Annotated in this window: 24 protein-coding genes, 1 tRNA gene and 1 pseudogene; 13 read left to right on the top strand and 13 right to left on the bottom strand. The window is 61.9% G+C overall.

The window, feature by feature from the left end:
- The first annotated feature begins 48 nt into the window (after nucleotides 1-48).
- The 4 genes from QMO82_RS23535 to QMO82_RS23520 all read left to right on the top strand — a co-directional run bounded on the left by QMO82_RS23535 (nucleotide 49) and on the right by QMO82_RS23520 (nucleotide 4,905).
- Complete coding sequence (locus tag QMO82_RS23535; protein ID WP_183609955.1) at nucleotides 49-900, top strand: alpha/beta fold hydrolase; 852 nt, start codon at nucleotides 49-51, stop codon at nucleotides 898-900.
- 151 nt (nucleotides 901-1,051) lie between these two features.
- Entirely contained in the window at nucleotides 1,052-1,321 is a 270-nt protein-coding gene (rpsO, locus tag QMO82_RS23530; protein ID WP_183609954.1) for a 30S ribosomal protein S15, read from the top strand.
- Between the two features lie 352 nt (nucleotides 1,322-1,673).
- Nucleotides 1,674-3,812 (top strand): polyribonucleotide nucleotidyltransferase, encoded by a 2,139-nt coding sequence (gene pnp, locus QMO82_RS23525; RefSeq protein ID WP_183609953.1) that lies wholly within the window; start codon nucleotides 1,674-1,676, stop codon nucleotides 3,810-3,812.
- A 76-nt stretch (nucleotides 3,813-3,888) separates the two neighbouring features.
- Nucleotides 3,889-4,905 (top strand): class I SAM-dependent methyltransferase, encoded by a 1,017-nt coding sequence (locus QMO82_RS23520; RefSeq protein ID WP_183609952.1) that lies wholly within the window; start codon nucleotides 3,889-3,891, stop codon nucleotides 4,903-4,905.
- A 101-nt stretch (nucleotides 4,906-5,006) separates the two neighbouring features.
- On the opposite strand, the gene fabI is transcribed toward QMO82_RS23520, so the two are convergent.
- From fabI to fabA, 3 genes are read right to left on the bottom strand one after another with little or no spacing between them, the layout of a single operon-like run.
- Nucleotides 5,007-5,813: an enoyl-ACP reductase FabI gene (fabI, locus tag QMO82_RS23515; RefSeq protein WP_183609951.1), complete on the bottom strand. Its 807-nt coding sequence runs from the start codon at nucleotides 5,811-5,813 to the stop codon at nucleotides 5,007-5,009.
- 4 nt (nucleotides 5,814-5,817) lie between these two features.
- On the bottom strand, nucleotides 5,818-7,050 hold the full coding sequence (fabB, locus tag QMO82_RS23510; RefSeq protein WP_183609950.1) for a beta-ketoacyl-ACP synthase I: 1,233 nt from the start codon (nucleotides 7,048-7,050) through the stop codon (nucleotides 5,818-5,820).
- 44 nt (nucleotides 7,051-7,094) lie between these two features.
- Nucleotides 7,095-7,610: a 3-hydroxyacyl-[acyl-carrier-protein] dehydratase FabA gene (gene fabA, locus QMO82_RS23505; protein WP_025417454.1), complete on the bottom strand. Its 516-nt coding sequence runs from the start codon at nucleotides 7,608-7,610 to the stop codon at nucleotides 7,095-7,097.
- A 301-nt stretch (nucleotides 7,611-7,911) separates the two neighbouring features.
- Between fabA and irrA the strand changes: the two genes are divergently transcribed.
- The gene (irrA, locus tag QMO82_RS23500) at nucleotides 7,912-8,331 is read left to right on the top strand and encodes an iron response transcriptional regulator IrrA (protein WP_183609949.1); all 420 of its coding nucleotides are present in this window, start codon (nucleotides 7,912-7,914) and stop codon (nucleotides 8,329-8,331) included.
- A gap of 24 nt (nucleotides 8,332-8,355) precedes the next feature.
- On the opposite strand, the gene QMO82_RS23495 is transcribed toward irrA, so the two are convergent.
- Nucleotides 8,356-8,991 (bottom strand): trimeric intracellular cation channel family protein, encoded by a 636-nt coding sequence (locus QMO82_RS23495; RefSeq protein ID WP_183609948.1) that lies wholly within the window; start codon nucleotides 8,989-8,991, stop codon nucleotides 8,356-8,358.
- A gap of 171 nt (nucleotides 8,992-9,162) precedes the next feature.
- On the opposite strand from QMO82_RS23495, the gene QMO82_RS23490 reads away from it, so the two are divergent.
- Nucleotides 9,163-9,636: a hypothetical protein gene (locus tag QMO82_RS23490; RefSeq protein ID WP_183609947.1), complete on the top strand. Its 474-nt coding sequence runs from the start codon at nucleotides 9,163-9,165 to the stop codon at nucleotides 9,634-9,636.
- 3 nt (nucleotides 9,637-9,639) lie between these two features.
- Here QMO82_RS23490 and QMO82_RS23485 read toward each other — a convergent pair whose 3' ends face one another.
- On the bottom strand, nucleotides 9,640-10,428 hold the full coding sequence (locus tag QMO82_RS23485) for a YdcF family protein (protein ID WP_183609946.1): 789 nt from the start codon (nucleotides 10,426-10,428) through the stop codon (nucleotides 9,640-9,642).
- Nucleotides 10,429-10,496: 68 nt separating this feature from the next.
- On the bottom strand, nucleotides 10,497-11,219 hold the full coding sequence (locus QMO82_RS23480) for a YoaK family protein (protein WP_183609945.1): 723 nt from the start codon (nucleotides 11,217-11,219) through the stop codon (nucleotides 10,497-10,499).
- Nucleotides 11,220-11,455: 236 nt separating this feature from the next.
- On the opposite strand from QMO82_RS23480, the pseudogene QMO82_RS23475 reads away from it, so the two are divergent.
- Nucleotides 11,456-11,685 (top strand): annotated as a pseudogene (locus QMO82_RS23475) (DUF2798 domain-containing protein).
- Nucleotides 11,686-11,741: 56 nt separating this feature from the next.
- Here the strand turns inward: QMO82_RS23475 and QMO82_RS23470 are convergent.
- The 3 genes from QMO82_RS23470 to QMO82_RS23460 all read right to left on the bottom strand — a co-directional run bounded on the left by QMO82_RS23470 (nucleotide 11,742) and on the right by QMO82_RS23460 (nucleotide 12,713).
- Nucleotides 11,742-11,981 carry a GIY-YIG nuclease family protein gene (locus QMO82_RS23470; protein WP_183609944.1) on the bottom strand — a complete coding sequence of 80 codons (240 nt, stop codon included), beginning with the start codon at nucleotides 11,979-11,981 and terminating at the stop codon, nucleotides 11,742-11,744.
- A 120-nt stretch (nucleotides 11,982-12,101) separates the two neighbouring features.
- Nucleotides 12,102-12,177: transfer RNA gene (locus QMO82_RS23465), tRNA-Ala, on the bottom strand.
- A 152-nt stretch (nucleotides 12,178-12,329) separates the two neighbouring features.
- Nucleotides 12,330-12,713, bottom strand: a complete 384-nt coding sequence (locus tag QMO82_RS23460; protein WP_125846734.1) for a TIGR02300 family protein — start codon at nucleotides 12,711-12,713, stop codon at nucleotides 12,330-12,332.
- 337 nt (nucleotides 12,714-13,050) lie between these two features.
- On the opposite strand from QMO82_RS23460, the gene cmk reads away from it, so the two are divergent.
- Nucleotides 13,051-13,698, top strand: a complete 648-nt coding sequence (gene cmk / locus QMO82_RS23455) for a (d)CMP kinase (RefSeq protein ID WP_183609943.1) — start codon at nucleotides 13,051-13,053, stop codon at nucleotides 13,696-13,698.
- A 176-nt stretch (nucleotides 13,699-13,874) separates the two neighbouring features.
- Nucleotides 13,875-15,578, top strand: a complete 1,704-nt coding sequence (gene rpsA / locus QMO82_RS23450; protein ID WP_064681614.1) for a 30S ribosomal protein S1 — start codon at nucleotides 13,875-13,877, stop codon at nucleotides 15,576-15,578.
- A gap of 94 nt (nucleotides 15,579-15,672) precedes the next feature.
- Here the strand turns inward: rpsA and QMO82_RS23445 are convergent, their stop codons facing one another.
- From QMO82_RS23445 to QMO82_RS23435, 3 genes are all read right to left on the bottom strand, one after another.
- The gene (locus QMO82_RS23445; RefSeq protein WP_183609942.1) at nucleotides 15,673-17,223 is read right to left on the bottom strand and encodes a hypothetical protein; all 1,551 of its coding nucleotides are present in this window, start codon (nucleotides 17,221-17,223) and stop codon (nucleotides 15,673-15,675) included.
- A 229-nt stretch (nucleotides 17,224-17,452) separates the two neighbouring features.
- Nucleotides 17,453-18,079, bottom strand: coding sequence for a ribonuclease D (locus QMO82_RS23440; protein ID WP_183609941.1), 627 nt, complete (start codon nucleotides 18,077-18,079; stop codon nucleotides 17,453-17,455).
- Between the two features lie 172 nt (nucleotides 18,080-18,251).
- On the bottom strand, nucleotides 18,252-19,061 hold the full coding sequence (locus tag QMO82_RS23435) for a MerR family transcriptional regulator (protein ID WP_183609940.1): 810 nt from the start codon (nucleotides 19,059-19,061) through the stop codon (nucleotides 18,252-18,254).
- A gap of 165 nt (nucleotides 19,062-19,226) precedes the next feature.
- On the opposite strand from QMO82_RS23435, the gene QMO82_RS23430 reads away from it, so the two are divergent.
- Nucleotides 19,227-20,507 carry a 4-aminobutyrate--2-oxoglutarate transaminase gene (locus QMO82_RS23430; RefSeq protein WP_183609939.1) on the top strand — a complete coding sequence of 427 codons (1,281 nt, stop codon included), beginning with the start codon at nucleotides 19,227-19,229 and terminating at the stop codon, nucleotides 20,505-20,507.
- 65 nt (nucleotides 20,508-20,572) lie between these two features.
- A complete protein-coding gene (locus QMO82_RS23425) occupies nucleotides 20,573-22,054 on the top strand; it encodes an NAD-dependent succinate-semialdehyde dehydrogenase (RefSeq protein ID WP_183609938.1) in 1,482 nt (493 codons plus the stop codon).
- A gap of 48 nt (nucleotides 22,055-22,102) precedes the next feature.
- On the opposite strand, the gene QMO82_RS23420 is transcribed toward QMO82_RS23425, so the two are convergent.
- Nucleotides 22,103-22,312: a SlyX family protein gene (locus QMO82_RS23420; RefSeq protein ID WP_183609937.1), complete on the bottom strand. Its 210-nt coding sequence runs from the start codon at nucleotides 22,310-22,312 to the stop codon at nucleotides 22,103-22,105.
- 180 nt (nucleotides 22,313-22,492) lie between these two features.
- On the opposite strand from QMO82_RS23420, the gene uxaC reads away from it, so the two are divergent.
- Both uxaC and QMO82_RS23410 read left to right on the top strand, forming a co-directional pair.
- Nucleotides 22,493-23,908, top strand: a complete 1,416-nt coding sequence (uxaC, locus tag QMO82_RS23415) for a glucuronate isomerase (RefSeq protein ID WP_183609936.1) — start codon at nucleotides 22,493-22,495, stop codon at nucleotides 23,906-23,908.
- Entirely contained in the window at nucleotides 23,905-25,362 is a 1,458-nt protein-coding gene (locus tag QMO82_RS23410) for a mannitol dehydrogenase family protein (protein ID WP_183609935.1), read from the top strand. The genes uxaC and QMO82_RS23410 overlap by 4 nt, the downstream gene beginning before the upstream one ends.
- Nucleotides 25,363-25,366 lie beyond the last annotated feature (4 nt).

Raw genomic sequence — 25,366 nt, 5'->3', positions numbered from 1 at the left:
CCGCAATAGCGGCCCGAGGAGCCATGGCGGCCCGACAGGGGAGAGAATATGCGCGTAACCGCGATCGCAACACTGACGTTCTTTTCGATGTTCCTGACTTTTACAGGCGCTCAATCGGCCGAGCGCTGGGCCGAGCTTCCGGCCTTTCCTTCGATGCCGGCGGCCAAGACCAGCGGCATGGCCGATGTCAACGACATCAAGATGTATTACGCCGAATATGGTGAAGGCGAGCCGATCCTCTTCATTCACGGCGGACTCGGAAATGCCGAGGTCTGGGGTCATCAGGTCGCCGATTTTGCCAAGGACCACCTGGTCATCGTTGCCGATAGCCGCGGCCACGGGCGTTCGACGCGCAGCCAGCAGCCCTTCGGCTACGACCTGATGACATCGGATTATGTGGCACTTCTCGACTTTCTGAAGATCGACAAGGTGACGCTTGTCGGATGGTCGGACGGCGGCATTATCGGCATCGACATGGCGATGAAACACCCGGAAAAATTGACCCGCGTCATTGCCCAGGCAGCCAATGTCACAACGGACGGCGTCAAGGCCGACGTCATGGACAACAAGACCTTCAACGACTACATCAACGTCGCCGGCGAGCAATACCGGAAGCTTTCGCCGACGCCGAACGAATACGACGCCTTCGTCAAGCAGATCTCCGACATGTGGGCGACCCAGCCGGCCTGGACGGCCGCCGATCTAGCCAAGATCTCGGTGCCGGTCACGCTTGCCATCGGCGATCATGATGAAGCCGTAAAGCTCGACCATACGGAAATGATGGCAAAGCAGATTCCGGGCGCCAAACTCGTCATCCTGAAGGATGTGAGCCATTTCGCCATGCTGCAGGATCCGGCAGCTTATGATGGGATGATCCGGGGCGCCATGGCGGGCCGTTGAAGCCGCCGAGAAGACCCCCTCTTTCCATCGATCCATATTTGGTTTATAGGCAGCGCCAGCATCGGGTACGCCCGTTTGCATTCACGGCCAAAGCTGGACGGCATCCCGGCTTTTGGCGACCTTTATCTCCTCTCTTAGAAAGGATCACCCGATGTCGATCACTGCTGAGCGCAAGGCTGCGCTGATCAAGGAATATGCGACCGTTGAAGGCGATACCGGTTCTCCGGAAGTCCAGGTTGCGATCCTGACCGAACGCATCAACAACCTGACCGAACACTTCAAGGACCACAAGAAGGATAACCATTCCCGCCGTGGCCTGCTGACGATGGTTTCGAGCCGCCGCTCGCTTCTTGACTATCTCAAGAAGAAGGATGAAGGCCGCTATTCCAAGCTGATCACCAGCCTGGGTATCCGCCGCTAAGATTGTCCGGCGGGCGCTTTCCAAGCGCCCGCCGGATCCTGTTTCGGGACACGGTTCCCGATGAAATGTTCCAGCCGCGCTCTATTTTCCAAGCGGTGGAAAGATCGGTGGACCCGGATGGGCCGGTTCTGCCAAACCAACCGTTGACCTGTCATGGGGCAGGATTGCCGGATGCTTTCGGCCAAGGCTTCTCAAGGCTTGGCCCAGTTTCTCGGGAACGAGGTTCCCCAGGGAAAACTGCGATAAAAGCCTCCCGTTGTCTTGCCCGTGATACGTCACATTGATTGCGGTCGACTGTGCGCTGCGCCTTGATATCGGCGATGGCGCGTGCTCCCGCATTGAAGGACAAATCATGTTTGATACACACACAGTCGAAATCGAGTGGGCCGGCCGCCCGCTGAAGCTCGAAACCGGCAAGATCGCCCGTCAGGCCGACGGCGCCGTTCTCGCCACCTACGGCGAAACCGTCGTTCTCGCCACCGTCGTCTCGGCCAAGGCGCCGAAGCCCGGCCAGGACTTCTTCCCGCTCACCGTCAACTACCAGGAAAAGACCTACGCAGCCGGCAAGATCCCCGGTGGCTATTTCAAGCGCGAGGGACGTCCGAGCGAGAACGAGACCCTCGTTTCCCGCCTGATCGACCGCCCGATCCGCCCGCTCTTCCCGGAAGGCTACAAGAACGACACGCAGGTCGTCGTTACCGTCATCCAGCACGACCTTGAAAACAACCCGGATATCCTGTCGATGGTTGCCACTTCGGCGGCACTGACGCTCTCCGGCGTTCCCTTCATGGGCCCGGTCGGCGGTGCGCGCGTCGGCTACATCAACGGCGAATACGTTCTCAACCCGCATCTCGACGAGATGGACGAATCGAGCCTCGACCTCGTCGTCGCCGGCACCTACGATGCCGTGTTGATGGTTGAATCCGAAGCCAAGGAACTCAACGAAGAGGTCATGCTCGGCGCCGTCATGTTCGGCCACAAGGGCTTCCAGCCGGTTCTCGACGCGATCATCAAGCTCGCCGAAGTGGCAGCCAAGGAGCCGCGCGACTTCCAGCCGGAAGACTACTCGGCTCTCGAAAACGAGATGCTCGGCCTTGCCGAAGGTGAGCTTCGGCAAGCCTACAAGATCACCCAGAAGGCCGACCGCTACGCCGCCGTCGACGCTGTCAAGGCGAAGGTGAAGGCGCATTTCCTGCCCGAGGAAGGCGAGGCCAAGTACACGGCCGAAGAAGTCGGCGCGATCTTCAAGCACCTGCAGGCGAAGATCGTCCGCTGGAACATCCTCGACACCAAGAGCCGCATCGACGGCCGCGACCTCGAAACCGTTCGTCCGATCGTTTCGGAAGTCGGCCTTCTGCCGCGCACGCACGGTTCGGCGCTGTTTACCCGCGGTGAAACGCAGGCGATCGTGGTTGCCACGCTTGGCACCGGCGAAGACGAGCAGTATGTCGACAGCCTGACGGGCATGTACAAGGAGCGCTTCCTGCTCCATTACAACTTCCCTCCCTACTCGGTTGGCGAAACCGGCCGCATGGGCTCCCCGGGCCGCCGCGAAATCGGCCACGGCAAGCTCGCATGGCGGGCGATCCGTCCGATGCTGCCGACGCCTGAGCAGTTCCCCTACACGCTGCGCGTCGTCTCGGAGATCACCGAGTCGAACGGCTCGTCCTCGATGGCCACCGTCTGCGGCACGTCGCTCGCTCTGATGGACGCCGGCGTTCCGCTGGCAAAGCCGGTTGCCGGCATCGCCATGGGTCTGATCCTGGAAGGCGATCGCTTCGCCGTCCTCTCCGACATTCTCGGCGACGAGGACCACCTCGGCGACATGGACTTCAAGGTCGCCGGTACCGCCGACGGCATCACCTCGCTGCAGATGGACATCAAGATCGCCGGCATCACCGAAGAGATCATGAAGGTCGCTCTCGGCCAGGCCCAGGGCGGTCGCGCCCACATTCTCGGCGAAATGGCGAAGGCCATCACCGAAAGCCGCGGCCAGCTCGGCGAATTCGCTCCGCGCATCGAAGTCATGAACATCCCGGTCGACAAGATCCGTGAAGTCATCGGCTCCGGCGGCAAGGTCATTCGTGAAATCGTCGAAAAGACCGGTGCGAAGATCAACATCGAGGACGACGGCACCGTTAAGATCGCCTCCTCCTCCGGCAAAGAGATCGAAGCGGCCCGCAAGTGGATCCACTCGATCGTTGCCGAGCCCGAGATCGGCCAGATCTACGAAGGCACGGTTGTCAAGACCGCCGACTTCGGCGCCTTCGTCAACTTCTTCGGCGCCCGCGACGGTCTCGTTCACATCTCGCAGCTTGCTTCCGAGCGTGTTGCCAAGACCCAGGACGTCGTCAAGGAAGGCGACAAGGTCTGGGTCAAGCTGCTCGGCTTCGACGAACGCGGCAAGGTTCGCCTGTCGATGAAGGTCGTCGACCAGGCCACCGGCCAGGAAATTGCGAACGAGAAGAAGAAGGAAGAAGCGGCCGAATAAGCCGCGTCTCCCAAATTTCATTCCGGGCGCGGGAATCTTCCGCGCCCTTTTTGTATCCGAAGTCGAGACGAGATCCATGAGCCGCGAAACGCTGAAGACCCTGTTCCATCCCTTTGCCAGCGGCACAGTCCAGGCGCCCGGCGAGGGCGAGCGCGTGCTTTTCCTCGGCGCCGAGGCAGGCTTTGCGCTGCCGGAGGGTTTTGCCGCCTCGCTCAGCGCCGTCCAGGGCTTCCGGCCGCTCTACCGGCAGCTGCTGGCGCAGCGGATCGAAGCAAAGCCCGAGATCGACGGCGAGGACTACGATGCCGCCCTGGTGCTCTGCACCAAGCACAAGGGCGAGAACGAGGCCAATCTCGCCGCGGCGATCGCCCGCACGCGGCTCGGCGGTCTGATCGTCGTTGCCGGCGCGAAGGAAGACGGCATCCAGCCGCTGCGCAAGCGGATGGAAGGTTTCAATCTCGCAGTCGACTACATGCCGAAATATCACGGCGTCGCTTTCTGGTTCGGCCGGCCGGCGGATGCCGACGAGATCATTTCCAAGCTGGCAAAAGCGCTGGTGCGCGTCGACGGCCGTTTCAATGCCACCGCCGGCATGTTCTCGCATGACCGGATCGATGCCGGATCGGAACTGCTCGCCTCGCGCCTGCCGCAGGATTTCGCCGGCGACGTTGCGGATTTTGGCGCCGGATGGGGCTATCTCTCCGTCGAACTGGCGCAGAGATCGCGTGGACTGACCCGCCTCGACCTCTACGAGGCCGATCACGCGGCTCTGGAGGCCGCCAGAGACAATCTAGCGGAGAATTGCCCGAACGCGCCTGCGCGCTTCTTCTGGCACGATCTGGCGGGCGAGCCGGTCAAGGACAAATACGATCTCGTCATCATGAACCCGCCCTTCCATGAGGGGCACGCAGCCGAGCCGGCGCTCGGCCAGGCCATGATCAAGACCGCCGCATCCGCCCTTCGCGGCGGCGGCCGGCTGATGCTGGTCGCCAATCGCGGCCTGCCCTACGAGCCGGTTCTGGCGGCGAATTTCCGAGAAAGCGGCGAAACCTGCCGCAACGCCCGTTTCAAGGTTCTCTGGGCGAAGAAGTAAGCTCTACGCGGCTTCGACCGATCCGGTCATTCTATCGATAGAACAAAAAGGCCGTGCGCAACATCCGCGCACGGCCTTTGAGTTTCAAATCGGAGCAGCGTTTACTCGACGTCTGCCCTGCGCAGCGTTTCCAGTGTCGGCATCGAGGTGACGTTGAAGCCGGCGTCGACAAAATGGATCTCGCCGGTAACGCCGGCGGAAAGATCGGAGAGCAGGTAAAGAGCCGAATTGCCGACCTGATCGATGGTCACGGTCTTGCGCAGCGGCGCATTACGCTGGTTCCAGGAGAGGATCGCGCGCGCATCGGAGATGCCGGCGCCGGCGAGCGTGCGGATCGGACCGGCTGATATGGCATTGACGCGGATGCCGCGCGGGCCGTAGTCGGCGGCGAGATAGCGCACCGAAGCCTCGAGTGCTGCCTTGGCGACGCCCATGACGTTGTAATTCGGAATGACGCGGGTCGAGCCGTTATAGGTCAGGGTCAACATCGCACCGCCGTCTTCCATCAGCGGAGCGCAGCGCTTGGCGATCTCGGTGAAGGAGAAACAGGAAATGACCATGGTGCGGCTGAAATTCTCCCGCGTCGTATCGGCGTAGAGACCCTTCAGCTCGTTCTTGTCGGAAAAACCGATGGCGTGGACGATGAAATCGAGCTTGCCCCAGCGCTCACTGAGCGCGTCGACCAGGGCATCGACCGAGGCGACATCTTCGACATCGCAGGGCAGCACGAAATCCGAGTTGACCTCGGCAGCCAGCGGCTTGACGCGCTTGCCGAGCGCATCGCCCTGATAGGTGAAGGCGAGTTCCGCACCCTGCGCGGCGAGCGCTTTTGAAATCCCCCAGGCGATCGAATGGTTGTTTGCGACGCCCATGATGAGGCCGCGCTTACCCTGCATGATTCCCGTCATTTTGTTATCCGTTATAACGCTGGAAGACCAGCGTGGCGTTGGTGCCGCCGAAGCCGAAGGAGTTGGAGAGGGCAATGTCGATCTTCGCATCGTCGATCCGCTTGCGCACGATCGGCACGCCTTCGAATTCGGGATCGAGTTCGGTGATATGGGCGCTTTCGCCGATGAAACCGTGCTGCATCATCAGCAGGGAATAGATCGATTCCTGCACGCCGGCAGCACCCAGCGAATGACCGGTCAGCGACTTGGTCGACTGGATATGGGGGATTTTGGAGCCGAATACCTCGCGGATGGCGCCGATTTCCTTGCTGTCGCCGACCGGCGTCGACGTGCCGTGGGTATTGACGTAGTCGACGTCGCCTTTGACCGAGGCAAGCGCCTGGCGCATGCAGCGGATGGCGCCCTCGCCGGAGGGGGCGACCATGTCGTAACCATCCGAGGTTGCGCCGTAGCCGACGATTTCGGCGTAGATCTTGGCGCCGCGGGCCTTGGCGTGCTCCAGTTCCTCGAGCACCAGCACCCCGGCGCCGCCGGCGATGACGAAACCGTCGCGGTTGACGTCATAGGCGCGCGAGGCGGTGTCGGGCGTATCGTTGTACTTGGAGGACATGGCGCCCATGGCGTCGAAGAGGTTGGACATCGTCCAGTCGAGATCCTCGTGGCCGCCGGCAAACATCACGTCCTGCTTGCCCCACTGGATCATCTCGGCGGCGTTGCCGATGCAATGCGCCGAGGTCGAGCAGGCCGACGAGATCGAATAGTTGACGCCGTGGATCTTGAACCAGGTGGCGAGTGTGGCCGATGCGGTCGAGGACATCGCCTTCGGCACGGCGAAGGGGCCGATGCGCTTCGGGCTGTTGTTCTTGACGGTGATCTCGGCCGCCTCGATCAGGGTGCGGGTCGACGGACCGCCGGAGCCCATGATGATGCCGGCGCGTTCATTCTGAGCGTAGTCCTTCTCTTCCAGGCCTGAATCGGCGAGTGCCTGCTTCATGGCCACATGGTTCCAGGCGCCGCCCTGCGACAGGAAGCGCATGGCGCGACGATCGACCAGTTCGGCCAGTTCCGCCGCGCCGAGCTTGGGGCTGCCCCAAACCTGGCACTTGAAGCCGTGCTCGGCGAAATCGCTCGAGAAGGAAATACCCGACTTTGCCTGCCGCAAGGATTCGGTGACTTCGGCGGCGTCGTTCCCGATCGAGGACACGACACCCAGACCCGTGACAACTACCCGTCTCATCTGATCAAACCTTTTTTGTTTCGTGAACCGCTTGAGATGCGGTTTCAGGCCGTCTTGTCTTTAGAGAGACCGACGCGAAGGTCGGCCGCCTGATATATGGTCTCGCCGTCCGCCTTCAGCCAGCCGTCGGCCGTGCCGAGGACCAGACGGCCGCGCATGACACGCTTGAAGTCGATGCCATATTCGATCAGCTTCGTATGAGGCTTGACCATGCCCTTGAATTTCACTTCGCCGGTTGAAAGCGCCATGCCGCGGCCTTCCTCGCCGAGCCAGCCGAGGAAGAAACCGGTCAGCTGCCACATGCCGTCGAGGCCGAGGCAGCCCGGCATGATCGGATTGCCTTCGAAATGGCAGGGGAAATACCAGTCGTCGGGACGCACGTCGTATTCGGCCCTGAGATAGCCTTTGTCGAAGGTCCCGCCGGTTTCGGAAATGTCGGTGATGCGGTGAACCATCAGCATGGGCGGCAGGGGAAGCTGCGCATTGCCGGGCCCGAACAGCTCGCCATGTGCGCAGGCGATGAGTTCGTCGTACGAGAAGCTGGACTGTCTGGTCGTCATAAAGTTTCTTTTTCCCCCCGCCTGAAGCCGATGGATGTGAACGTGTAGTCCAAGTTCTTCAGAAAATGAAGCATCAGCAAGGCAGCTTCATTCATCGCCCCGGACCAGGCTTACGTCATTATTTGGTGGTCGAATACAGGAAGGCCAGGGCCGCGACCAGACCTATTTGCACCAAAAGCCCGTTTTTGCCGCGTTTATCAGGCTCTTGTCCCCATTGAACTATTGAAAGGCTCCGGTGCAAAAGTTATACCGCTTGAAGAAACATGATTGCTTTATGCAGGAATAACCGGAGTTGGTCTTGATGACGGGTGCACTCCCGATCGCAATAGAGGTAAGGCTGCGCGGTGCGGGCCTGCGCCCCACCCGCCAGCGTGTCGCGCTCGGCGACCTCCTGTTTGCCAAGGGCGACCGGCATTTGACTGTCGAGGAACTGCATGAGGAGGCGGTTGCCGCCGGCGTGCCGGTCTCACTGGCAACCGTCTACAACACGCTGCACCAGTTCACCGAAGCCGGCCTCATCCGCGTTCTCGCCGTCGAGAGCGCCAGGACCTATTTCGACACCAATGTTTCCGACCATCACCATTTCTTCATCGAAGGTGAGAACGAAGTGCTCGACATTCCCGTCAGCAACCTGACGATCGGCAATCTTCCGGAACCGCCTGAGGGGATGGAGATCGCCCATGTCGACGTGGTGATCCGCCTGCGGGCAAAGCAGGGCTGACGCCACCCAAGGCCACCCAAGTCTTCACATGACATCGTCGGGATGCCGGCCGGGCTTGTGCCTGTAAGTCGGGAAGGTCCAGCCGAACCACAGGGCGCCGCCGCGCACGGCAAAGGCTGCGACGACACCACAGGCAGACGCCAGATAGAGCGGCATCCCCAGCGCATTGGCGAGCGTGAATACGCCGGCGCCGATGAGGGCTGCGGTCACGTAGATTTCCGGCCGCAACAACACCGAAGGCTCGTTTGCCATCAGATCGCGCAGAATGCCGCCGAAGGTCGCCGTCAGCGTGCCGGTGACGATCGCGATCGTCGGCGAGCCGGTGGCGGCGAGGCCCTTGGCAGCGCCGATCACGCAATAGGCGGCAAGGCCGATCGCATCCAGCCAGATCAGCAGGCGATAGCGCGATTCCAGCAGGTGGGCGGTGAAGAAGACGATGACGCCCATGATACAGCAGACGAGGATATAGGCGGGGTTCAACACCCAGAAGACCGGCACGCGGCCGAGCACGATATCGCGCACGGTGCCGCCGCCCGTTCCCGTCACCATGGCGAAAAACAGAAAACCGATCAGATCCAGCTGCTTGCGCGAGGCGGCAAGCGCGCCTGTCGCGGCAAACAGCGCAATGCCGGCATAATCGAGATAGACGAGCAAGGACATGCGGCCCCCGGAACCGGCGAACAATTTTCGGACAAGAAACACGGCGGCAAGGGCGGCGCAAGGCGGCGCGGCCATAAAGCTGAAGTCTTTGTTCAATGCATGTCGTTGTCCCAAAACCGCTGCACACTTTGGGCGACATGCATTGGGCGCCTTTATCCAAAGAGGAAAGCCGTGAAAACGCTGCTGCTCGCCGTTCTGAATATCGTCCTGCTGCTTGTCATGCCGGCTGTCGCCTTCGGCCAGCAATCGCTGATTTCCGATCCGGAGATCTACGAGAAGAAACATTTCCAGGAGCAGTGCAAGACGGCCGAATTCGCCGACGGCTTCATCACCCGCCAGGACATCAACAATGACGGCCTGATCGATGCGGTGGTCAACGAGGGCCAGCTGACCTGCGACGGGCAGAAGGGGCCGCAATGCAATGACGACGGCTGCACCTATAATTTCTATCTGCAGGTTGCTGAAGGCGGTTATTTCATGATCGCGACGGCGCAGATCTATGGCTACGATTTCGTCCAGCGCTTCGGCAATATGGTGCTGGCAATGAAGATGCATCCGCGCTTCTGCGACCGCACCGAAGGTGATCCCTGCATCGTCACGGCCCGCGTGCGCGGCACGAAATTCGTCACCATCTCGAAGAAGTAAATCTCAGCTCGGATAGAGTTCCGACGTGCGGCCGGCGAGATAATAGCCGACCAGGCCGTACCATTCGCGGATCGCAGTCGCCATGTTCTGCGCATTGAGATTCGGCTGAGTGAAATCGAACCCCGGCCTCACCTCGCCGTCGGTGCGATAATCGGTCGGCCAGGGCACGATATCGATGCCGAGTTTGCGGAAGATGCCGACGGATCGAGGCATATGAAAACCCGAGGTGATCAGCAGGCAATGGGAAAGCCCCTGGCTTGCCAGGAATTCCTTGGTGTTGATGGCGTTTTCGAAGGTGGTGCGCGATTGCCTCTCCTCGATCAGGCGATCCTTGCCGACGCCGAAGAGCGGGAAGAAGCGCGCGGATGCCGCCGCATCGCCTTCATAGATGCCCGAGATGGAACCGTCGCCACCCGATACCAGAATGCGTGACTGCGGAAATTTCTGCGCGAGCCGCAGGGCTTCGACGAAGCGGTCGGCCGCGGGGTTGAACTCTATGCCGTGACGCGCCGTGTTCACCTCGTTTTCGAAGGCGCCGCCGAGCACGATCATGCATTGCAGGTTCTCCGGATCGGCGGCGGGCTTTGCGAAGCGCTGCTCGAGACCTTGCATCAGCAGGTTGCCGGCGGTGGTGTAGAGCGTGATGAAGAGGATGAGGGCCGACCCCGCGGCGCCGAGGATACTTAAGGTCCGCCAGCGCAGAAGGCCGGCAAGCAGGGCAAGGAAGACGAGGAAGAATGCCAGCGACAGCGGCTGAGCGAAAATCCAGACAAGCTTCGAAATGACGAACAAGACGTACTCCTCAAGGATGGGCGGCGATCCTTCCTATCCGATTCGACGATGACAGGAATGCGACGGTTCTATCTCACGCGCTGGGCGGCCGATCGGTGCGGCGCGAGCTTCTGGTTGAAGCGCCGCTGCAGCGGCCTGGGAATGAACATGGCGGCAAGCGCCAGCGCCATGGCGAAGAGGGAGACCAGCCATAGCGCAGATGCTCCGGTCAATCGCGTCAGCAGGGCGCCGACAATGGCGCCGAGCACCATGCCGCCCCAGGGCACGATCTGGATCGTCCATTCGATATGGCGGTCGCCGATGATCCAGCGACCGATGCCGCGGCCGAAGCGCGACAGGGCACCTGTGACATAAGTCAGCCCGATCGGCAGGCCTTCGATGTGCTCGACTGCCGCGTTCACCATCCCCATGGAAAAAACGATCATGTAGAACCGCTCGAACAGCATGTTCTGCACCGTCATCATCGAGGCCAGCGCCAGGACGAGACCGACGCAGCCGAGCACCACGAAGATTCGGCGCTCTGATACATGAGCGATGACGACGCCAGCCGCATTGCCGAGCACGAAAACGACGATGGCGGAGATCAACACCGCCGCGTGATAAAGATTGCCCTCGCTCAAGGCCAGCGCGGCCCGCGTCGTGTTCCCCGTCATGAAGGAGACGAAATCGCCGGTCAGCAGAAGACCGGTCGCATCGGTCATGCCGGCCAGAAACGAGATCGAGCCGACGAGGGCGAGTCCGGTTAAGGTTCGTCGGGTGCGGATGAGACGGCGGCGTCTTGCTCTGGTCATTGCTCAAGGGTCCTGAAGCCGAATCGCTGAGATTGCGGCAACAAGGATAATTCCTTTCGTTGAGGAATTGGCAAAGACGATCGGAAGGGATGGGGCGGACTTGAACGGCAAGGCATTTTCGGCCATGGAGATGGCGTTGCTTCAGATCGACGCTCCGTAAGCGTTTACGTCAATCAACGCGCAACCCGCCGGTCGGCGCTGCGCAATTGTCTGATCGGCATCTTACGGAGATCAAAATGCCCAAAGGCAAACTCCCCAAACGCTACAATACGATCGTCATGCCGCTCATCCTCTCGCTGCTGATGACAGCTCGGCGATCAGCATCCTAAGAGCACAAGGCCTGACCGCGCCTGCCCTTGCGATGTGGCCGTCGGCATGGGCGCTCTCCTGGGCGATCGCCTTTCCCGTCCTGTTGTTGGTGCTGCCGGTGGTGAAGCGGGTCACGGCTGTTATCGTCGAGATGTGAGGAGCGCGAGGCGCCAAGCGGGCTGTGGGGGCGGCCTGCCGGAGTTGAGGTGTCGGCTACAGTCGTTTCTTTGCGAATGCCCTGCCCGAAGCAGACTTCAGATATTTCTCAAAAGCAAAGGCCTGTGTTTCATCGGAGAAAGCGAGATACGTCTTGAGAGACCAAGGGGCATATTTCGAGGTATGAGAGACCGCTCCGGCGTTGTGTTTTGCCAGGCGCGACTTCAGGTCACTCGTCACGCCAACGTAATAGCGATCCGGAAATTCGACACTATGGAGAATGTAGACATACTTCATGGAGGGATCATAGCCCGCCTACGTTGCTTCGCAACTTCGGCGCGGCAGCCTCCGCTTCCTTCTCGCCCTCGTCCCGTCAAGCCTTCCGGCTTGCCGAGCCGAAGCTCGAAGAGCGTAGGCTGGTGGAGCTAAGCGGGATCGAACCGCTGACCTCTTGCATGCCATGCAAGCGCTCTCCCAGCTGAGCTATAGCCCCATCAAGGTGGTCCGGCTCAGGGCCGGTCCTGGGATGCTCCTCAAGGCGCGTGCCCTGCGGAGTGGCGGCTTATTACTTCCGGTTTTCGGAGATAGCAAGCCTAAAAAATCCGGCCCGGAGAATTTTTTCCTCACCGGGCCGAAATGCAGTCGTCAGACTTCGTCTTCGTCGCCGGTCACGCCGATGATGTCGCTCATGTCGTCGTCGTCATCGTCTTCGTCGGGTGTGAGGAAGGTATCGTCGTCGTCATCGCCTTCGATTTCGACATCGTCGTCGCCGATATCGGGGATGTCGTCGCCGGCGGCGGCGTCATCGGCATCCTCGAGCGAAACCAGTTCGACTTCGGTGTTTTCGGTATCGACTTCCGCAACCTCGTCTTCCTCGGCAACGTCGGCGATCGCCGAGGTTTCTTCGAAGAAGGACAGAGGGTAGGACTTGCCGGTATAAGGAGAGACGATCGGATCCCGGTTCAGGTCATAAAACTTCTTGCCGGTTTCCGGATCGGTACGCTTGGTTCCAAGTTCCGCTTTCGCCACTATAAGCCTCGTGAGAATGACCGAATGCGAGATTCGGCAAATGCCGTTCAAGCCGGCGTTCCATCGGAATTTATAAGCCGGTCCCCTTAATCGCTGTGGCTTCCCATGTCAAAGCCAAACTTTATCATCAGAGCGCCGGGTTTTTCCCGCAGCGGCGGATGACCGGTCGGCGCGGATATGGTAACGAGCCGCAGCGGCCGCAGAAGCGGGCGAAGATTGTCGCCGAAAAGGACGGCATTGCAGAGGAAATGCTACGCCTTTACAAAGGCTTACGCTACGCACGGCTCCGCCTGAGGCCTGCCGCCGTCCGTAAGTCCCCTGCCGCAGGATGGATCACATGACAACCAAGACGTTCACCATCGCCATCGATGGCCCGGCGGCGGCCGGCAAGGGCACGCTTTCGCGCCGGATCGCCGAGCGATACGGCTTCCATCACCTCGATACCGGCCTGACCTATCGTGCGACCGCCAAGGCGCTGCTCGACGCCGGCCTGCCGCTCGACGACGAGGCGGTGGCCGAAAAGATCGCGCGGGAGGTTGAACTTGCCGGACTGGATCGCGATATACTTTCGCAACACGAGATCGGCGAAGCCGCCTCGAAGATTGCCGTCATGCCGGCGGTGCGCCGGGCGCTGGTCGAGGCGCAGCGGCGGTTTTCGGAAAAGGCGCCGGGAACGGTGCTCGACGGGCGCGATATCGGCACGGTCGTCTGCCCGCATGCGCCGGTCAAACTCTATGTGACGGCGTCGCCGGAAGTGCGGGCAAGACGCCGTTTCGACGAGATCCTCGGCAAGGGGGTGACGGCCGATTTCGATGCGATTTTCGAGGACGTCAAGCGGCGCGACGAACGCGACATGGGACGGTCCGACAGCCCTTTGAAACCAGCTGATGATGCGCACTTGCTTGATACGTCGGAAATGAGTATAGAGGCCGCGTTTCAAGCTGCACAATCGATCATCGATGCGGTCTTGAGCCGAAATGCCTAAATTCAAGCGATTTTGCATGCTCTGAGCATGGATCGCTTCTCATACAGCAGCCTGAAATTCCGTCCAAGCGCCGGATTGCCTTCGTGAGAGAGGGCGGACTGGGTTCAGGCCCGTTCAACGCAAACCAACCGGCGCATACGTGTCCGCTTCCGTATCCAGGACACGCAGGAGATTTTATGTCAGTAGCTACCCCCTCCCGCGAGGATTTCGCGGCTCTTCTCGAAGAGTCCTTTGCCAAGAACGACCTGGCCGAAGGCTATGTCACCAAGGGCATCGTCACGGGTATCGAGAAGGACGTCGCCGTTGTCGACGTCGGCCTCAAGGTTGAAGGCCGCATCGCGCTCAAGGAATTCGGCGCACGCGCCAAGGACGGTTCGCTGAAGGTCGGCGACGAAGTCGAAGTCTATGTCGAGCGCATCGAAAACGCGCTTGGCGAAGCCGTTCTGTCGCGCGAAAAGGCTCGCCGCGAAGAAAGCTGGATCAAGCTCGAAGCCAAGTTCGAAGCCGGCGAGCGCGTCGAAGGCGTGATCTTCAACCAGGTCAAGGGCGGCTTCACGGTCGACCTCGACGGTGCGATCGCCTTCCTGCCGCGTAGCCAAGTCGATATCCGCCCGATCCGCGACGTCACCCCGCTGATGCACAATCCGCAGCCCTTCGAAATCCTCAAGATGGACAAGCGCCGCGGCAACATCGTGGTTTCGCGTCGTACGGTTCTGGAAGAGTCCCGTGCCGAGCAGCGTTCTGAAATCGTTCAGAACCTCGAAGAAGGCCAGGTTGTCGACGGCGTCGTCAAGAACATCACCGATTACGGTGCGTTCGTTGACCTCGGCGGCATCGACGGCCTGCTGCATGTCACCGACATGGCATGGCGCCGTGTGAACCATCCGTCGGAAATCCTGAACATCGGCCAGCAGGTCAAGGTTCAGATCATCCGCATCAACCAGGAAACCCACCGCATCTCGCTCGGCATGAAGCAGCTCGAGAGCGATCCGTGGGATGGCATCCAGGCCAAGTATCCGGAAGGCAAGAAGATTTCCGGTACCGTCACCAACATCACCGACTACGGTGCGTTCGTCGAGCTGGAGCCGGGCATCGAAGGCCTGATCCACATCTCGGAAATGTCCTGGACCAAGAAGAACGTTCACCCCGGCAAGATCCTGTCCACGAGCCAGGAAGTCGAAGTCGTCGTTCTCGAAGTCGATCCGTCCAAGCGCCGCATCTCGCTCGGCCTCAAGCAGACGCTGGAAAATCCGTGGGCAGCATTCGCCCGCAGCCATCCGGCCGGCACTGAAGTCGAAGGCGAAGTCAAGAACAAGACCGAATTCGGCCTGTTCATCGGCCTCGACGGCGATGTTGACGGCATGGTGCACCTCTCCGACCTCGACTGGAACCGTCCGGGCGAACAGGTCATCGAGGAGTTCAACAAGGGTGACGTCGTCAAGGCCGTCGTTCTCGACGTCGATGTCGAGAAGGAACGCATCTCGCTCGGCATCAAGCAGCTCGGCAAGGATGCAGTCGGCGACGCCGCTGCATCGGGCGATCTGCGCAAGAATGCAGTCGTTTCCTGCGAAGTGATCGCGGTCAACGACGGCGGTGTCGAAGTGAAGCTCGTCAACCACGAGGACATCACCTCCTTCATCCGCCGTGCCGACCTCGCCCGCGACCGCGACGAGCAGCGCCCCGAGCGCTTCTCGGTCGGCCAGGTGTTCGACGCCCGCGTCACCAACTTCTCCAAGAAGGACCGCAAGATCATGCTGTCCATCAAGGCTCTGGAGATTGCGGAAGAGAAGGAAGCCGTTGCCCAGTTCGGTTCGTCCGACTCGGGTGCTTCGCTCGGCGACATCCTGGGCGCAGCCCTGAAGAACCGCGGCGGCGAATAAGCCTCGCATCCGCCTATGAATTGAAGAACCCGCCGGAGCGATCCGGCGGGTTCTTCATTTTCAGGCGGTGAAAAGCTTTAAAGCGTGTCTTGCTCTATTCCCACCCGACCATCCGCTGATACAGCGCATAGACAGGATCGGCAGCCGTTCCCGGCTGATGCGGCGTCGGCTCGGCATCGATCATCCTCGGCGTCCGGCGTTCGGGTGCCGCACTGGCCGCTTCGGCATCGGGCGTGGCATCCTCGCTGCCGGACTGGGCCTGCTGATCATCTTCCTGATGCTGGTCCTGGGGCGCGCCGCCATGATGATGCTGGTGGCTCGTTTCGCCTGCCGTCTCGTTCGACGGCGTATCCTTGGCGAACTGATAGGGCAGCTGGGTATAGGCAAGGCCGTCCGGCATCCGTGCCGCGAGCGGCACATAGGCAGCCTCGACCGTCTCTTGCATCGGCATCGTTTGCGGCTGCGCGGCAATGTCCTTCGGTTGCCGGACAGCCGGAGCCGCGATCTCGCCATCCATCTGCGACGGGCGGGGTGCTGCCGACTGGCGAGCATCCGGCACTGCGAACTCGGCCGGCTGCCGGATCAAGGTTTCGGTCGCGTCGCTGATGACGGCTTCATCGAGGATCGTATCGATCTCCACTGCCGCTTCGACGGCAACATCCTCCAGCACGGTTTCGACGTCCTGCTCGCGAATGATGGTGGCGATCATCTCGGAGGCCTCTTCGGTCATCGAGGCGACAATGCCTGTCCAGTTCCTCGGAATGACAGGATCGCCCTTTTCCGACATCGCGCGGGGCTGGACGGCAGGCGGCTCGGTCGTCTGCCCGACGTCGTCGGTTGCGGCTGTCTCCGTCGATAGAGCTTGCCTGGCCTCGATCTCCTGCGGCGCGGATTTTTCCGACACGACTTCCCTTGCCGTTACCGAAGCGGTCTGAGGCCGATTTTCAAGCTGCGGCGTGGGATCACCAACTTCCGCGGCTTCGGCGATGACCGCTTGCTCGGCGGTCGCAAGCTCTGCAGCCTCGACCGGGGGATCGGCCGGCACCGGTGCCTTTTCCGCCGCTTGGCGCATGACGGCAGGCAGGCTGTCCTCATGCAGCTGAATCTCGGGGCGGGCTTCGGCGCGCATCGGCGAAGCGTCGTTCTGGCCATAGGAACGCACGACGGCGCGGGCGGCGAGATCACGGTCCTTGTAGCGGACGATTTCCAGATAGGCGACGATCCGGGCTGCTTGCGGGCCTGTCGGGTTCTTCAGGGCTTCGGCGATCATCCTGAGCGGCAGGCTATGGCCTTCGCCGGTGAGCTGGCGCTCGACCTCATCGATCCTGGCGGCCGGCAGCCCCCGGATGGCGTCGGCGAGCCGGGACGCAAAAGCAAGATTGGTCTCGTCCTCGCCGCGATCCAGCGAGATCGAGCGGCCTGCCGCGTCGATGACATCGAAAAGGGCCTCGACCATGCGTTCGCGTGCAGCCAGGAGCAGAATATTGAGCTTTCCGGCAATGGCGGAATTCAGATCGGTGGCTTCGACGGCGTTGACGGGCGCGGGCGCAACCACCGAATGGCCGAGACCGCCGGCGACGATCGCCGCGGTCTGGCCTTGGGACGAAAAGCTTGCATTGGACGCTGCACGAACAGGATTCAACATGGCATGCTCCTTTCGCAAAAAGACTGTGAAAGCAGGCTCCACAAAAGGACCGTGCTCATCCGGCCCCTTGCATTCCAGCAGATCCTCCTGTCCGCATGACGCAATTCCGGCGTCATCGCCAGCGTCATCGAATGCATAAAAATTAACGGGAATTTTAGAAAAGATGCGTTAATGAATCGCTAACGCCCACGGGCAACCCCTGCCCCGCTGTTCTCAGTAGGCAATTTAATCAGCTATGGGCGAAAATATCGGCCTCTTCCCAGCCGAGCAGGTCGAGCTTGGCGCGGGTCGGCAGGAATGCGAAACAGGCCGTCGCATGGTCGAACCGACCGTCGCGGATCAGGCGCGCCGTCAGCTTGTCGCGCAAGGCATGGAGGTAAAGCACATCGGAGGCGGCATATTCGAGCTGGGCCGGAGACAGCGTCTCGGCGGCCCAGTCGGAGGACTGCTGCGCCTTGGAGATATCGACGTCGAGCATCTCCTTGAGATTGTCCTTGAGACCGTGGCGATCGGTATAGGTCCGACAGAGGCGCGAGGCGATCTTGGTGCAGAAGACCGGGGTCGTGGTGACGCCGAAAGTATGGAAGAGCACGGCAATATCGAAGCGGCCGTAGTGAAAGATCTTCTGATGGGTCGGATCTTCGAGCAGGGCGACCAGATTGGGGGCCTCTTTCTGGCCGGCAGCGATGCGGACGACATCGGCGGTGCCGTCACCCGGTGAGAGCTGGACGACGCAGAGACGGTCCCGCCGCGGCACCAGCCCGAGCGTTTCGGTATCGATGGCAATCGCGCCGGTGTAGCGGGCGGCATCAGCTACGGAAATATCGCCTTCGTGATAACGTATGGTGGCGGCCATGAGACAATCTTTCGTTCGAAACTCCCCCTGGCGCTATAGCGCAAAGGCGCAGAGTGCGAAACCGCTTTCCTCTTGCTAGAGCGCCGTGCGTCCTCTCGGACGCACTACCTCTTTTAATCTCCGCATCGTGTTTTCCGAAAATCGATTCCGATTTTTGGGCCGATGCGGTGGCTCAGAAGGTCGGCGGCGTGTTGATCCAGAGAAGCACGGTTTCGCCGTCGTGGCGGTTGCGCCAGGAATGGTAGCGGCGGCTTTCGAAATACAGTGAATCGCCCGGGCCGAGATCGAAGAACTGATCGCTGTCGAGCACCAGTTCGAGCCGGCCGGACAGAACATGCATGAATTCCTCGCCCTCGTGGCGATAGGCGCCTTCGCTGGCAGCACCCGGCGCCAGCACGAAACGATGACAATCCATCATCCTGCGGCCTTCGGCGAGAAGCTGCACCGTGACACCCGGCGTCGTTTCCGGCCAGGTGCGCCATTCCCCGGTGCGGATCATTGCCGGCACCTCGCCGCTTTCCTCGCCGGAGAGGCGGGAGACGGTGGTGCCGTAATATTCGGCAAGGTCGTGCAGCGTCTTGAAGCTGACGCCCTGCGAGGTGCGCTCCAGCGTCGAGAGCGTCGAAGCGGTGATGCCGATATCGCCGGCCACCTGATCAAGCGTCTTGCCGCTCGCATGGCGCAGGCTGCGCAGCTTGCGGCCGAGGCCGGTGCCCTGGCCTGCCTCGGCGCCATCGGCCGAAGGCTCCTCGCCCTCCAGCGCCTCGCGGATGGCTGCGGGATTGAGACCACGCTCGACGCGATACCAGGAGATGCGCTTCAACCGCGCCACATCATCGGCGCTGTATTGCCGATGACCGGTTTGCGAACGGCCGGGAACCAACAGACCCTGGCTTTCCCAGAGCCGCAGCGTCGAGGCCGAAACGCCCGCCAGCCGTGCAGCCTCCGCCACCTTGTAGCGTACCGGCCCGTTCTCGTTCATCCCATATCCCCGATTCCAATCGCCCGCGAGCATTCATCAAAACGCGTGATGTTTGAAGCAAAAAATCCCACTTGTTTTCTTGCAGGAAAAATGTAGGAGTTTTCTATATGTCTTGCAGAATTTATGCAAGATAGTTCTCAAGCTTTTCAAAACAGGAGCGCATCGATGACCGCGACCAGCCTTACGGACCGGAAGAACGCCGCTATTTCCCGCGGCGTCGGCATGACGACCCAGATCTATGCGGATCGCGCAGAAAATGCCGAGATCTGGGACAAGGAGGGCCGCCGCTATATCGATTTCGCCGCCGGCATCGCCGTTCTCAACACCGGCCACCGCCATCCCCGGGTGATTGCGGCCGTCAAGGAGCAGCTCGATCACTTCACCCACACCTGCCATCAGGTGGTGCCCTATGAAAACTACGTGCATCTTGCCGAACGGCTGAATGCGCTGGTCCCCGGCGACTTCGAGAAGAAGACGATCTTCGTCACCACAGGCGCCGAAGCGGTCGAGAACGCCGTCAAGATTGCGCGCGCCGCGACCGGCCGCTCGGCGGTCATCGCCTTTGGCGGCGGTTTTCATGGCCGCACCTTCATGGGCATGGCGCTGACCGGCAAGGTGGTGCCCTACAAGGTCGGCTTCGGCGCGATGCCGGGCGACGTCTTCCACATTCCCTTCCCGGTCGAGCTGCACGGCGTCACCGCCGACCAGTCGCTTCAGACACTGAAAAAACTGTTCGCCGCCGATGTCGATCCGCGGCGCGTCGCGGCCATCATCATCGAGCCGGTGCAGGGCGAAGGCGGTTTTTATCCGGCGCCCGCCGCCTTCATGAAGGCGCTGCGCGAACTCTGCGACCAGCACGGCATCCTGCTGATCGCCGATGAGGTGCAGACCGGTTTTGCCCGCACCGGCCGCATGTTCGCGATGGATCACCACGAGGTGGCGGCCGACCTGACGACGATGGCAAAGAGCCTTGCCGGCGGCTTTCCGCTTGCCGCCGTCACCGGCCGCGCCGAAATCATGGATGCGCCGGGGCCGGGCGGGCTCGGCGGCACCTATGGCGGCAATCCGATCGGGATCGCTGCCGCTCATGCCGTCCTCGACGTCATTGCGGACGAGGATCTCTGCAACCGCGCCAACCAGCTCGGCGGGCGGCTGAAGCAGCGGCTGGAATCGCTGCGCGAGACGGTACCGGAGATCGTCGATATCCGCGGGCCGGGCTTCATGAACGCCGTCGAATTCAACGACCGGACGAGCGGATTGCCGAGTGCCGAATTCGCCAACCGGGTGCGGCTGATCGCGCTCGACAAGGGCCTGATCCTGCTCACCTGCGGCGTCCACGGCAACGTCATCCGCTTCCTCGCGCCGATCACCATCCAGGACGAGGTCCTCGGCGAGGCGCTCGACATTCTGGAAGCCTCGATGCTGGAGGCGAGCGCCGGCAAGTGACCGCACCGGAACCGCATTCAATAGCTGCCGGCAACCGGCAGTCTCATTCCCAATGAGGATATGACATGACTTTCACCACCGCACTGACCAGACACGTTACTTTCTCTTCTCCTCTCCTGCGCGACGCCGGCTATATCAACGGCGTCTGGACCTCAGGCGATGCCGAAAAGACCTTCGACGTGCTCAACCCGGCAACCGGCGAGTTGCTTGGCTCCCTGCCCGACATGGGTGCGAGCGAGACGCGGACGGCGATCGATGCGGCCCATGCCGCCCAGCCGGCCTGGGCTGCCCGCCCGGCCAAGGAGCGCAGCGCCACCTTACGCAAATGGTTCGACCTGATGGTCGCCAATGCCGACGAGCTCGCGGCGATCCTGACCGCCGAAATGGGCAAGCCGTTCCCGGAAGCGCGCGGCGAAATCCTTTATGCCGCCGCCTATATCGAATGGTATGCGGAAGAGGCCAAGCGCATTTACGGCGAGACGATCCCGGCGCCATCCCAGGACAGGCGCATGATCGTCATCAAGCAGCCGGTCGGCGTCGTCGGCACGATCACGCCGTGGAATTTCCCGGCGGCGATGATTGCCCGCAAGGTCGCGCCGGCGCTTGCCGTCGGCTGCACCGTCGTGTCCAAACCCGCCGAACAGACGCCGCTGACGGCAATCGCCCTTGCCGTGCTCGCCGAACAGGCAGGTATTCCCCCGGGCGTCTTCAACGTCATCGTCGGCACCGACGGCCCGGCGATCGGCCGCGAGCTCTGCGGCAATGAAAAGGTGCGCAAGATCAGCTTCACCGGCTCGACGGAGGTCGGCCGCATCCTGATGCGGCAGTGCGCCGACCAGATCAAGAAGGTGAGCCTGGAGCTCGGCGGCAACGCGCCCTTCATCGTCTTCGACGATGCCGATCTCGACGCCGCCGTCGAAGGCGCGATCGCCTCCAAATACCGCAATGCCGGCCAGACCTGCGTCTGCGCCAACCGCCTCTACGTCCAGTCGAACGTCTATGACGCCTTCGCCGCCAAGCTTGCCGCCAAGGTCGCCGCGATGTCGGTCGGCGACGGCTTCATGGCGGGTGTCGAGATCGGGCCGCTGATCGACGAGCAGGGCCTTGCCAAGGTGGAAGACCATGTCAGCGACGCGCTGGCCAAGGGCGCCAAGGTGCTGACCGGCGGCAAGCGCATCGACGGCGCCGGCACCTTCTTCACCCCGACGGTGCTGACCGGCGTGGCGCGCGGCATGAAGGTGGCGCGCGAGGAAACCTTCGGGCCGGTGGCGCCGCTCTTCCGCTTCGAGACGGTCGAGGACGTCATCGCCCAGGCCAACGACACGGAATTCGGTCTCGCTGCCTATTTCTATGCCAGCGACCTGAAGAAGGTCTGGCGGGTGGCGGAAGCGCTTGAGTATGGCATGATCGGCATCAATACCGGCCTGATGTCGTCCGAGACGGCGCCTTTCGGCGGCATCAAGCAATCCGGCCTCGGCCGCGAAGGCTCGCGCCACGGCGCCGACGATTATCTGGAAATGAAATATCTCTGCATCGGCGGCGTCTGATCGTCACTCACGGTGCACCGGGGGCACGCGGCCTTCAGCCGCGTGCCGTCAATAATGCGGCGGGCGGGTGATACCAGGCGCGTCCAGCGACTGCTCCTCCAGCGACAGGAACCGTTCCGTCAGCCGGTCGAGCTTGGTGCGCATCTGCTCGACTGTCTTCCATTGCTCGGCGAGCTGATCGGAAAGCTCTTCGATCGTCTTTGCCTGGTAGGCCAGCATTTCTTCCAGCCGGGTGATGCGGTTCGTCTCGTCGGACATGGATCCTCCTTTGCCGAAACCGGCAGAACAGATGGTCCTCCCAAAGCGGAAATAGGTCGACTCGTCAATGCTTTCCATGCCCGGCGCGGCCATGCGCAAAACTGTACCGTTTGGTTACTAAAAGACCTTGCCGCGCCTGGTGTTGTGGGGTAGGCCGTTATCCATCAGGGAGGAATACTGATGGATGCAGGAAACGGCTTTCTTCATCCGGACCGGCTTTTTCCGGCTGATCCGGCAACACGGACCATCGCGCGCGACCTCTACGAGACGGTGCGCGATCTTCCGATCGTCAGTCCGCACGGGCATACCGAACCCTCCTGGTTCGCCGACGACAAGCCCTTTGAAGACGCGGCCTCGCTGCTGGTCATTCCCGATCACTATCTCTTCCGGATGCTGCACAGCGTCGGCGTCACATTGGACGAGCTCGGCGTGCCGCGGCTCGACCGCAAGCCGGTGGCTGAGGGGCGGGCGATCTGGCGGACATTTGCCGCGCATTATCACCTCTTCCGCGGAACGCCTTCGAGCCTCTGGGTCGATCACGCCATGTCGGCCGTGCTCGGCTGCACCGAGCCGTTGACATCGGACAATGCCGATGCGCTCTACGACCATATCAATGCCCAGCTCGCCCGTCCCGAATTCCGGCCGCGGGCGCTGCATCAGCGATTCGGCATCGAAACGATCGCGACAACCGAGGGGGCGCTCGATCCGCTGGCGCATCACCAGAAGATGGCGGCCGACGGCTGGATCGGCAAGGTCCGCACCACCTACAGGCCGGATAGCGTCACCGATCCGGACGCCGTCGGCTTCCGCGACAATCTCGTCAAGTTCGGGGAGATCACCAGCGCCGACGTCACGCGCTGGGACGGCCTGATCGAGGCGCATCGGCGCCGGCGCGCCTATTTCCGCCAGTTCGGCGCCACCGCGACCGACCACGGCGTGCCGACAGCCTTCACCGCTGATTTGCCGCTTGCGGAAAAACAGGCGCTGCTCGACAAGGCGCTGAAGGGTCCGCTTTCGGCTGCCGACGCGGAGCTTTTCCGCGGCCAGATGATGACCGAGATGGCGGGGCTTTCGGCCGAAGACGGCATGGTGATGCAGATCCATGCCGGCTCACGACGCAATACCGACAGCGGGCTGTTTGCGACGCGCGGCCCCAATATGGGCGCCGATATCCCGACTCGTACGGACTGGGTCGGCGGCCTGAATGCGCTGCTTTCCAGATACGGCCATGCGCCGGGGCTCAGGGTGCTGCTGTTCACGCTCGACGAGACGACCTATGCGCGCGAGATGGCGCCGATGGTCGGCCATTGGCCCTGCCTGATGATCGGCCCGCCCTGGTGGTTCCACGACAGTCCGCTCGGCATTCGCCGCTATCTCGACCAGGTGGTGGAAACGGCCGGCTTCGCCAATATGGCAGGCTTCAACGACGATACGCGGGCGCTGCTTTCGATCCCGGCGCGGCATGACGTCTGGCGCCGCGAAGTCTGCCGCTTCCTCGCCCAGCTCGCCGCCGAGCACCGGATTTCCAAGAAGGACGCCGCGATCGTCGCGCGCGAACTCTCCTATGACAATGCGAAGAAGGCCTACAAGCTGTGAGCGATAGACTACAAAACCTGACCGGCCTTGCGCCGACGGCGAAACTTCCCGCCTATGACAGGAATGCGCTGAAGGCCGGCATCCTGCATATCGGCCCGGGCGCTTTCTTCCGCGCCCATTTCGCCCCCTTCACGGACGGCGCGCTTGCAGCCGCAGGCGGCGACTGGGGCATCGAGGTGGCAAGCCTGCGCACGCCCGATGTCGCCGACAATCTGAGCGCCCAGAACGGGCTCTATACGGTGCTGATCCGCGATACTTCAGGCACGACGGCTGAGGTCATCGGCTCGATCCTGAAGGCACATGTGGCGCCGCGCGATCCGGCCGGCCTGCTGGCGCGGCTCGAAGACCCCGATATCCGCATCGTCAGCATGACGGTGACGGAAAAGGCCTATGGTTTCGATCCCGCAACCGGCGGCCTCGACCTCAAGCACCCCGATATCGTCGCCGACCTTGCCAACCGGCATGCGCCGCGCGGCGTCATCGGTTATCTCGTCGAAGGCCTCGCCCGCCGGCGGCAGAAGGGCGTCGCGCCCTTTACGCCGCTCAGCTGCGACAACCTGCCGAGCAACGGCGCGGTGCTGAAGCGCCTGGTGCTGGAATTCACCTCCCGCATCGATCCCGACCTGCATGGCTGGATCGAGGCGAATGTGCCCTTCCCGTCGACGATGGTCGACCGCATCACGCCGGCCAGTACCGAGGCGACCTATGCCGATGCCGAGCGGCTGACCGGCCGTACGGATATGGCGGCGATCGAGACGGAACCCTTCACGCAATGGGTCATCGAAGACCATTTCGCCAATGGCCGGCCAGCTTGGGAAAAGGTGCGCGGCGCGCTGATGGTCGAGGAGGTCTCGGCCTACGAGAAGATGAAGCTGCGGATGCTGAACGGCGCGCATTCGCTGCTTGCCTATCTCGGTTATATCGGCGGCTATGAATTCATCCGCGACGTGATGGACGATACGGGCCTGGCAGCACTCGCCTACCGTCACATGCACGCGGCCGCGCGAACGCTCGACGCTGTGCCCGGCATCGATCTCGATGCCTACGCCCATGAATTGATAGCACGCTTTGCAAATAAGGCGATCGCCCATCGCACCTATCAGATCGCCATGGACGGCACGCAGAAACTGCCGCAGCGGCTGCTGGAGCCGGCATGCGAGGCGCTGGCCCATGGCGACCGGGCAGAGACCTATGCGATCGCCGTTGCGGCGTGGATGCGCTATGCGATCGGCGAGCACGGCAACGGCGAGCGCTACGAGCTGCGCGATCCCCGTGCTGGCGAAATCGCCACTCTCATCGCCGATGTCCCGCGCACCGGCCTTGCCATTTCGGCGGCTCTTTTCACCCTTCCAGGACTCTTCCCGGCAGCTTTGACAGGACACCGCGCGTGGACGCAGGACGTCTCCGACAAGCTGGAGATCCTGATTCAGGACGATCGGCTGCCGCTTTTCTAGATCC

The sequence above is a fragment of the Rhizobium sp. BT04 genome (assembly GCF_030053135.1).
Taxonomy (GTDB): domain Bacteria; phylum Pseudomonadota; class Alphaproteobacteria; order Rhizobiales; family Rhizobiaceae; genus Rhizobium; species Rhizobium binxianense.
The sequence above is the reverse complement of the archived record's forward strand: the minus strand, read 5'-3'. Positions and strand labels throughout refer to the sequence as shown.